Below are 9,547 nucleotides of genomic sequence, written 5' to 3' on the forward strand. Positions count from 1 at the left end.
CCCATTCAAGATGGCAAAGCACATGCGACCAGTCATAGGAATCGTCAGCAATTTCGACGTGGAAAAGGATGGTTACTTCTGTCTCGTCCACTATGTAAGCGCAATCGAGAAAGCCGGCGCTGTTCCGCAGGAGCCAACATGAAATACGACAAATCGATTTTTCAGACTAAGCTCCGGGCTCGCGCGTTCTGGGCCACGAGGCGAACACCATCGAGGTGCTCGTCCATCGCGGCCACAATCGACTCCGTGGCCCAGATGCTCAACCCATCGATGAAGAAGCTACTGCTTCAACAACACACTCACAAACGTCGTTCGAAGGGGCTCTCGTCTGGACATTCCTCCGACCTGCCAGCATCCCGAATCGCCAGTCCCCACGAGTGGTAATCTGGAGGCTTCTGTGGGGACCGCAATGCGTCGAGAGCTAAGAGCGCTGGCCAAGCGCTGTGCCATCAATCAGGAGGGCGGGGCGATGCGCTCGGGCCCGCGCGGTTCTGCAGGCGGGAGAACATGATCAGACTAGCCATCAACGTGCAACTCGGTCTGGACGCGCCGAGCAAGATGTAGGAAGTGGGCAGACAGGGCGCTCTCGCTTGCAAATAGCCGGCAAGAGCTGGACCGATGGGGCGAGTCCATAGTGCCGGAGGTGCGTGGCCATTGCCGCGGCGATCGGGGCCAGCACAGCTCTCTGGCGCCGCTCGGAGGAGGCAAGGGGCTGCAGATTCTAGTCGCCAGCAGGGGTCGGAAAAGGCGTGATCGACCAATGGATCAAGTCAACGGCACGCTGAAGTATCGCCTCGGTCTCACCACGGCTGGGGGAAACGGCCATGACATATCCGATAGAGTCTCGGTAATCTCCCTTCCTTATGATCGACGTCTTGGGTTTTGCGTACAACTTAACCTCGGTGACACCTGGTATAGCACCCGCGCGACCGTCTCCGTCGATCCAATCGAGGATGCCATCGCGATCAGGAAGTAGAGCCCGCCATGCTGCGACATTCGAATGCCGTCTGCGCAAATTCCATTCGTCGCCGATGACAAGCTTGATGTGCTCGCTGATGAGATCGATGCCGTAAGCCAGCTGAACCGAGAGAGTGCCGCCAGCCATACGGGGATTGACTTCAATGACGACTGGGCCACGCCTCGTCCACCGGAGCTCAATGTTCGTTGGCCCCCAGCCAAGGTCGAGAGCCCGCAAACAGCGCAACGAAAGATCGGCGATACGTCTATGCTCGTCATCACTCAGCGGGGCTGGGCAGATGCCGCGATAGAAGACGAAATGCGGTGGCGGGCCGAAATCAGAGGCGGCAATCCCAATGACCTCATTTCCCATTATATCAGCGCCATAATAGGGACCTTGTGCGAATTCTTCGACCAGGATCGGGGAAGACTGCGTGGGGTCCCCGCCCAACAGGTGGTTCGTGTGTTCGGCCACCTCTTCGACATTGCGGCACAAGCGGACACCGATGCTGCCGCTGCCGATGGCTGGCTTAAGAACTACCGGCAGCCCGATCTCCGCTGCAAAGCTTTGAACCTCCGTCGCATTCGCTGCCAAGCGATAAGCAGGCATTGGAACATCGGCCTTCGCGAGGAGCTGACGTTGAGTGTACTTGTCGCAGCATCTTTCAATGGATATGGGGTCCGGCCCCGGCAGATCGAAATGCTGGCAGAGCTTGCCAACTGTCGCAGAGACCGACTCGTCATTGCCCGCAAAGCCCGTAATGCCAGCAATGTCATACCTCACGTTTAACCGGGAACATTCGCGGATCAGCGCATCAAGATTGCCTGAATCGACTTGGATTGCCTCAAGCTTTTCGGCCGCAAGATAATCGTATTGAGTTGGGTCGGCCGACAGGGTAATTGGACAAAGGCCAAGACGCTGAGCCGCTCGGACGTAGAGCGGACCATTGGCCCTATGACCTTCAATCAGGATGAGCGCTCTCTGTTCCATTGGCGATGACCTCCATTGCGTGCTGTGCGGCGGTCTCAGCGTAAACAGGATTTAGCTTTGTAGCCGTGCGACCCCGGACACGTACTAAGTACCAGCGTCAGCGACCTGCAGTCGCAAAGGTTCTGTAAATTTGTTTGAAGGATCTGTTATAGCCGTTCGACTTGCCGGCGGTGTGGCACGGGGACCCTCAACGAAGTTCGGGGGCTTGCGATGTTCAAGGGCGTCGGTTTCAATTAGTGGGTCTTGCTTAGTGTGCGCTGGCCCCCAATCTGTAGTTTGAACCTGCGTGGTCGGGAAATGGCCGCGAGGCACCGCTACCGACCAAACGACCATCCAGCCTTGAGCCGCTGGGCTCTTTGCTGGAACTTTCAATCGACGCAAGCGCAACCTGAGCGACAAATGGCATATTGATAACACCTTCAATGCCTATGCCGGGTCAGCCAACAGCGTCGGGTGACCCGGTCGAGTTCTTCAATAACATCGAGATCATTTCCACGCTTGCAATCGCCACCGGCTGACTGAGTCAGTGGTGCGGTTGAGCATCGTTATCCAGCTACAGCAGTTCGCGGGTGTCTAATGGCCGCGGCCATCAGCAGCCGACAGACACCCCGCGCAGTCTGTAAAGCCGACTTTTCGAGACCACTTGCGCAGCAAGGAAGTCCTCTGATCCGGGTGAACGACGTCCTGGAATGAAGCGGCGGGAATGGAAGGCGAATGGAGGAGCGCGTTGGCATCCGCGCTTGTCGGGCTCGACCGGCGGCTTAGCGATGCAGCAGCATCCGGGATGCTCGCGAGGCACTCCGCGACAAAGTTCTCATGTCCGGAGGTCGCAGCCGCCGCAATTGCGCCGGCACGCGCAAAGCGTCGCTTCTCGAAGCCAAAACAGACAGCTTCCGTTCCGCCGACGACCTACGACCTGCAACATGACACGTACATGGTTCAGAGACCGTTGGGCCGTATGACTGAAGGGCGATCCGTTCGATCTGTGCTTCTGTGGCATTGTCAATTCACGAAAAACTTCGGCTTCGACCGCGAACTCTCCATGGGCACGTCATCCGTGAGCAGCTGCGGGTGTATGAAACCGCGGCGGCAGCCCAGTAGGCAGCGGCTCGCGGCTATCAAGGTGCACTACTTGCGATGTAATCAGAGTAGCGGCCGAGAAGATCAAAACGAGTGCTGGATTCTCGGCCGGCTCGCACCGGCTCAAGCCAGGCGAGCAGCGCCTGCTTCCATCTGGCATGACTTTCGCGGTCGATGGAGGCAGACCTCACCGAGGTAACCTTCGGGGGCCGTATCGGTGATTCCATCGAACGAAACCGGGTTCGAGGACCTAGCTGCTATCCCGCCCTGACCGTTGTGAGAGAGAGGACATGATGCTCAAGCCGCGTCTTGAAACGCTGAAATCCATTAACGCCGAGTTTCTCGGCGGCCGATGGGCCGATGACGATCTTCAGCAGTTGATCAGGCCCGCCTTCGGGGTTGTCTCAAGTTTAGCGAGCGTGCTCGCGGATCTGCGCGGGATTGTCGCCAAGGACCTGGGCGATGTCGCACCCCACGCCCGAGCGGCAGCGCCCAACTTCGACGATGACTGAGTTGAGGTCAATCAGGACCACGGTGGCTGCGTTCGAGGACGGCAGCCGATCCGCAGTCGACATCGCCCATGAAAGTATCGCAGCGGCCGAACGGAGCAATCCGTCGCTGCGCAGCTTCATCACTGTGACCGCTGAACATGCTCTGACGCAGGCCAGACAAGCCGATGCACGCCGCACGACCGGGTGCATCCTTGGGCCCCTTGATGGCGTTCCCTATGCAGCGAAGGACATGTTCGAGACGAGCGGTATTCGGACAACCTGCGGCAGCAGGCTGCTGCAGACCAACGTGCCAGAAACGACGGCAGTGGCTATCCGCAAGCTTGATGCAGCCGGGGCGTGCCTGATCGGCAAGACCAATCTCCACGAATTCGCCTATGGCGCAACGGGGGAGAATGGCTGGGCCGGAACGGTCGTTAACCCACATGATGAGACTAGGCTCGCCGGCGGGTCGAGCAGCGGTTCCGCCGCGGCCGTGGCGGCAGGCATCGTGCCGTTCGCGCTCGGCACGGACACTGGCGGCTCTGTGCGGGTTCCGGCCGCGCTCTGCGGTATCACCGGGTACAAGCCGAGCTTCGGCCTGATTAGCCTCGACGGCGTCTTCCCGTATTGCTGGTCACTGGACCATGCGGGGGTGCTGACAACATGCGTCGAGGACCTAACGACGGTCGCAAGGCACATTGCGATGATCCCACCTGCGCTGCCACCTAAGGGCCTGAGGGTCGGGTTAGTTCAGGGCTGGGAACATAAATGCGAAGCGTCCGTGCGCGGCGCATTCCTCGCCGCTAAGTCGCATCTGCTACGGTCGGGCGCCACCTTCGCCGTCGCCCACCTGCCGGATCAAGCCGAGGCCCGCACGGTATCGCTGACCATCCAACTGGCCGAGACTCTGACATATCATGGGCCCAATCTCGCCCGCGCCCGCGATCATTTCGGCGCCGATATGCGCAGCGGCATGGTGCTGGCGCAGTTCATCTCGGCGGAAAGCTATATTCAATGCAAGCGCATGCTGGAGACCTACAGACGGGCGTTTGTAAATACGATGAAAGCGTTCGACGTCCTTCTAACGCCGGCCTGCCCCATCACGGCTCCGAAGATCGGCACAGTCGAGGTTAGGGTAGCCGGACAGACCATGCCAATCGGCAACGCGCTGACACTGTTCACGTCATTCTTCAACCTAGTAGGCGCCCCGGCACTGGTGTTGCCGGTCTCTTTGCAAAGCCGCGGCCTGCCCGTTGCGGTACAGTTGGTTGGTGCGCCGGGCTCCGACGCCGAGCTCTTCGAGATTGCCCTGATGCTCGAGAGAATGCTTGGATAGAACCAGATCCAGACCGCAGCCAAGCTGTCCGTTTGAAGCAATCCGGAACGGTCCGTTCGGTGGTCTGGGGTGCGTGTAGCGTTCCAGGCCGAGCGCAGAACCTCTTGCAGCCTTGACGCGAGCATCTGCGAACCTCAGTCTTGTTCCAAAGACTGATTGAGGCCATTTCCCTCGTGCTTTCGGCAAGTTCCTCGAGATAGGGTCGCGCCACACGGACCACGTCAAGTTCATGTGTGGATGCCAGCCGTTTTGCAAGCTAGAACCTGAAGCATCGGGCATGGATCGAGCGGTCACGTGTCAGGCCTTGATAGCGGCCGTTCCATATGCCGCGGGCCGGTATGGTGATGCGCGGATCTTCGTCCCGTTGGACTAATCCATTGTGCTCAAGCGTGGACAGCGTCCTCGAAACCGCGCTTGCATGCTGTTCTCGCCGCCGCGCGATCTCATTCACTCCGATCGGCCTTTCACTCGCGCCGAGTATCCTCAGCAGATTTAAGGCGCGTGGCAAGGTTGTAACCTCCCCGCGGGGCTCGGTCACGGTCGCTCGAGGCATGTTTGTCAGAATTCATCGATGACTCCTCAGCTCAGCTTGACAAGCGTTCACACCCCTGTCAGGTTTCAACGTAATTGCAACACCGTTGCATTATTTGCAACGACTAAGAGGTCTCGATGCCCCGAGGTGAACCGCTGCGACTAGAGCGACTCTGTAAGCAATATGGCAGCGTACGAGCCGTTCATGACATGTCGGTCCAGATCGAGGCTGGCGAGTTTGTCTCGTTTCTTGGGCCAAGCGGATCCGGGAAAACGACAACGTTGATGATGGTCGCGGGGTTTGAAGCGCCAAACACTGGCCAAATTTCTGTCGGTGCTCGACCAATAACGAGGCTACCAGTCCACAGGCGCAACATCGGAGTTGTATTCCAGAACTACGCGCTGTTTCCTCATCTCTCCGTTTTCCAGAACGTGGCGTTTGCGTTGAAGATGCGCGGAATATCCGGCTACGACATTCAAGCCGGTGTCGCCGCGGCACTCGATCTTGTTCAGCTCGGTGAATATGGGGGCCGCATGCCTCACGAGCTGTCCGGCGGTCAACAGCAGCGGGTTGCACTGGCGCGTGCGCTTGTGTTCCGCCCAAGTGTAATTCTAATGGATGAACCGCTTGGTGCGCTTGATAAGCAACTTCGAGAGCACATGCAGCTCGAACTGAAGCGCCTACAAAAATCTCTTGGAACAACAATGGTCTTCGTCACCCACGACCAGAGTGAAGCGCTCACAATGTCCGACCGAATCGTGGTGATGAATGAGGGCAAGGTCGAACAGATTGGTACGCCGGAAGACATATATGAGACGCCAGAAACCCGCTTTGTTGCGAGCTTCATTGGCGAATCGAACTTCCTCGACGCTCGTCTTGTTGGAAAGACAGATCACGGTCCGCTCCTCGATGTCGCTGGCCTGCAGGTTCGAGCGACGTGGCAGGGAGCCGAGCACCAGGTGATGGGGCCCGTGAGCCTCATGGTCCGACCCGAGAAGATCATCCCTCTCGCAACAGGCGCGTGCGCTGACAACGAATTCGAGGGTGTGATCCAAGAGGCTATTTACCGCGGAAACATCGTCAAGTGCCAAGTACGCTTGCGTGGGGCCCCTTCCGTAGTTCTCACTGTAGCCGTAGCTTATCGCGCCTCCTCTCCACGGTTCAAACTCGGTGAGAAAGTGCGAATTGGCTGGGACGCGCGGGATGGACGCCTTCTTTCTGTGAAGGCGAACGGCCCGAGACAAGGTGTACCCGACCATCTCGAAGCTGAGGCGGCTTCGTTGCAGGTGACCTCGGCCGCAGATCGCATCCGATATGGTCTTCATAAGGGAGAGAGCTCATGAGGTGCTACAGCAACTCCAGTCGGCCGACGCGACGTCAGGCCCTAATAGGACTCAGCGGAGCGGCGCTGGTGCTTGGCGCCCCAAGCATTTTGCGAGCGCAAGAGTCGACCCTGGTGGTCGTTTCCGGTGGCGGATCGTATGAGGAGGCGTTCCGCAAAGCCGTAGTTGATCCCTTCCAGAGTGAGACAGGCATCAAGGTGACTTATGTGTCTCCGGCTGACGCGGCGAAGCTTAAGGCGCAAGTCGATAGCAGCAATGTGCAATGGGATGTGGTGGAGATATCCGGCCCTGCGTTTAGATCAGATGCAGACAAGTATGTCGAAGAAATCGATTATGCGGCATTCGATAAGGAAACGCTAGATAATCTTGTTCCTGAGGCAAAGACAAAATATGCCGTGGGCTCGTACGTGTTCAGCACCGTGATGGCATTCTCCACGGCCGATTACCCGGCCGACAAGCCGCGCCCCCGCTCATGGACTGAGTTCTGGGACGTCAGCGCGTTTCCGGGGCCTCGCTCCCTCAGAGAACGGACGGTCGAATTTGCGTTGCTGGCAGCCGGGATTCCGAAGGACAAGCTGTACCCAATCGACTTCGACCAGGCATTCGCGTCTCTCGATCGCATCAAACCGCATATAACGAAATTCTGGAGCGTGGGCGCCGAACCAGGTCAGCTCCTGTCGGATCGTCAGGTTGCGATGTCCTCGGCATGGAATGGCCGAATGCAAATCCTTCAGGAGCAGGGCGCTGGCGTTGATTACCAGTGGAACGAAGGGATGCTTAGCCCGCTGCATTGGGTCGTTCCGAAGGGCACGAAAAACCGGGCCGCGGCCATGCGGTTTGTCGCCTACCAGGCTACCGCGCAGGCGCAAGCTCGTCTCAACAATCTCATCTTTTATGGTCCGCTCAATCGGGCTGCCTTTAATTACATTGAGCCCAGTGTGGCCGCCAAACTGCCGACTGCGCCTGAGAACATTGACAAGCAATTCTTCTACGATCCGGCCTACTGGGAAGCCCAATCCTCCTCGGGCAAAACTAATACCGAAGTGCTCGTGGAGCGCTGGACCCAATGGGTGGCCAGCTAATGGCCACTTTATACCAGACCGTCAGAGCGGCCATCGCGTGGCCCCTACACAATCGCGAAACCTCGCTCTTGCTTGCTCCGATGGCACTTCTGCTCGGGATCTTCTTTTTCGTCCCGCTCGCTGGTCTCCTCTCTCTCAGCCTGTTCGATCCTGGACCGACGCTCGCACACTTCCAAGAGTTCTTGGGTGATCGAACGAACTGGATCATCCTCAGTCACACCTTCGAGCTGGCAATAACAGTTACGCTGCTTTGCCTCCTAATGGGGTATCCACTCGCCTTCTGGATCGTTGCGGCCCGCACCTGGGTCGCTAGAGCGCTATTGCTTGCAGTAGTGTTGCCGTTCTTTACGAGCTACCTCGTGCGTACCTATGCATGGATGGTGATCCTTGGGCGCTTTGGCGTTATTAACCAACTTCTAATGGACTTCGGCATCACCGAACGACCTATCGACCTGATCTACAATAAGTTCAGTGTGCTCATAGCGATGGTCTACATCCTCATGCCGTTTATGGTTTTGGTGCTCATCAGCGTAATGAGAGGGATTCCATCCAGTCTGACTCGCGCTGCCGCCTCCCTCGGAGCCTCTGCGCCCCAGAATTTTTGGCGCGTGTTCTTTCCTTTGAGCTTACCGGGCGTGATCGCGGCCGGGCTGCTGGTCTTTGTGTTCGCTCTCGGGTTCTACATCACTCCCGCGCTGCTCGGCGGCCCGAACACAATCCTATTGCCGATGCAAATCGACATTTATGCAAACGTGACGCTGAATTGGCCACTCGCAGCCGCTGCCGCTACCGTGCTGCTCTCGATCACGCTGGTGGTCTATACAATTTCCAATCATTTCGTCGGTATCGATAGCTTGCTCGGATCTCAGCACGGGGCTGCCCAATCGGCTGGCACACCCGTTCGTCGTTCAACCACCGCTTACGTCCAACTTGTTGACCTCGCTACGGCCCTGGTGCGGGCGGTCGCTCGCAGCCTTCGGGTTCCGGCCGGCTTCGCCATAGGTTGTGAGCGTTGGGCTCTTGGTGGCAAGCTGCTACGCGGCTTCAGTCTGCTCGTTGCTGTGTTTCTGGTCAGTCCCATCCTGATCATTGTTCCGATCTCATTTAGTTCCTCGCGCTTCCTCGATTTCCCGCCCCCCGGCCTGTCGCTGCAATGGTATGAGGCATATTTTACAAGCCGCGCGTGGGTCTCCGCCACGCTGCAAAGTTTGGGCATTGCAACAGCTACCGCATTTGTAAGCCTTGCCATCGGGTCAGCGGCTGCGATGGCGCTCGTGCGCGGCAGTCCGCGGATGCGCCGTGTCGGATACCAGCTCTTGCTTGCACCGATGATCGTGCCGGTAATCGTCAGTGCGGTTGCCCTCTACTTCCTGTTTGCACGGTTGCAGCTCGTCAACACGAATCTCGCTCTGGTGATCGCACATACGATCGGCGCCGTTCCCTTAGTCGTGCTGATTGTCGCCGCAAGCCTACAGGCCCTGAACGTCCGCCTAGAGCACGCCGCCGCGAGTTTGGGGGCTTCGCGGATGGTCACGATTTGGAAAATCGTACTCCCGCTCATGCGTCCTGCGTTAATCGTCGCCGGATTCTTTGCCTTCCTGCATTCCTTCGACGAGTTGGTGCTGTCACTTTTCGTGAGCGGGCCGGACACCACCACCTTGCCGATCAAGATGTGGTCGGGAATTCGGGAAGAGATCACGCCGACGATCGCTGCCGTTTCAAGTCTGCTGATCGC

The 9,547-nt window shown here is 58.2% G+C and carries 6 protein-coding genes; 5 read left to right on the top strand and 1 reads right to left on the bottom strand.

Features of this window, described 5'->3' with window-relative positions:
- Positions 1 to 721 precede the first annotated feature (721 nt).
- Entirely contained in the window at positions 722 to 1,948 is a 1,227-nt protein-coding gene (locus EN846_RS33220; protein WP_135899104.1) for an acetyl-CoA carboxylase biotin carboxylase subunit family protein, read from the bottom strand.
- Between the two features lie 1,370 nt (positions 1,949 to 3,318).
- Here EN846_RS33220 and EN846_RS33225 point away from each other — a divergent pair.
- The 5 genes from EN846_RS33225 to EN846_RS33250 form a co-directional block, all read left to right on the top strand.
- Positions 3,319 to 3,540, top strand: coding sequence for a hypothetical protein (locus EN846_RS33225; RefSeq protein ID WP_127241199.1), 222 nt, complete (start codon positions 3,319 to 3,321; stop codon positions 3,538 to 3,540).
- A gap of 22 nt (positions 3,541 to 3,562) precedes the next feature.
- Positions 3,563 to 4,855: an amidase gene (locus EN846_RS33230; RefSeq protein ID WP_245494692.1), complete on the top strand. Its 1,293-nt coding sequence runs from the start codon at positions 3,563 to 3,565 to the stop codon at positions 4,853 to 4,855.
- A gap of 669 nt (positions 4,856 to 5,524) precedes the next feature.
- Entirely contained in the window at positions 5,525 to 6,730 is a 1,206-nt protein-coding gene (locus tag EN846_RS33240; RefSeq protein ID WP_127241196.1) for an ABC transporter ATP-binding protein, read from the top strand.
- Positions 6,731 to 6,843: 113 nt separating this feature from the next.
- Positions 6,844 to 7,812 carry an ABC transporter substrate-binding protein gene (locus tag EN846_RS33245; RefSeq protein WP_164746845.1) on the top strand — a complete coding sequence of 323 codons (969 nt, stop codon included), beginning with the start codon at positions 6,844 to 6,846 and terminating at the stop codon, positions 7,810 to 7,812.
- 80 nt (positions 7,813 to 7,892) lie between these two features.
- The coding region (locus EN846_RS33250; RefSeq protein WP_210236134.1) for an ABC transporter permease subunit at positions 7,893 to 9,547 on the top strand (1,655 nt) is incomplete at its 3' end.

The organism is Mesorhizobium sp. M4B.F.Ca.ET.203.01.1.1, from assembly GCF_004791025.1.
In the GTDB taxonomy this organism is placed as follows: Bacteria; Pseudomonadota; Alphaproteobacteria; order Rhizobiales; family Rhizobiaceae; genus Mesorhizobium; species Mesorhizobium abyssinicae.

Excerpts from the sequence above, each read along its gene's own strand:
- EN846_RS33240 (WP_127241196.1), top strand. The coding sequence starts at position 5,525 with ATGCCCCGAGGTGAACCGCTGCGACTAGAGCGACTCTGTAAGCAATAT.
- EN846_RS33225 (WP_127241199.1), top strand. The coding sequence starts at position 3,319 with ATGATGCTCAAGCCGCGTCTTGAAACGCTGAAATCCATTAACGCCGAG.
- EN846_RS33220 (WP_135899104.1), bottom strand. The coding sequence starts at position 1,948 with ATGGAACAGAGAGCGCTCATCCTGATTGAAGGTCATAGGGCCAATGGT.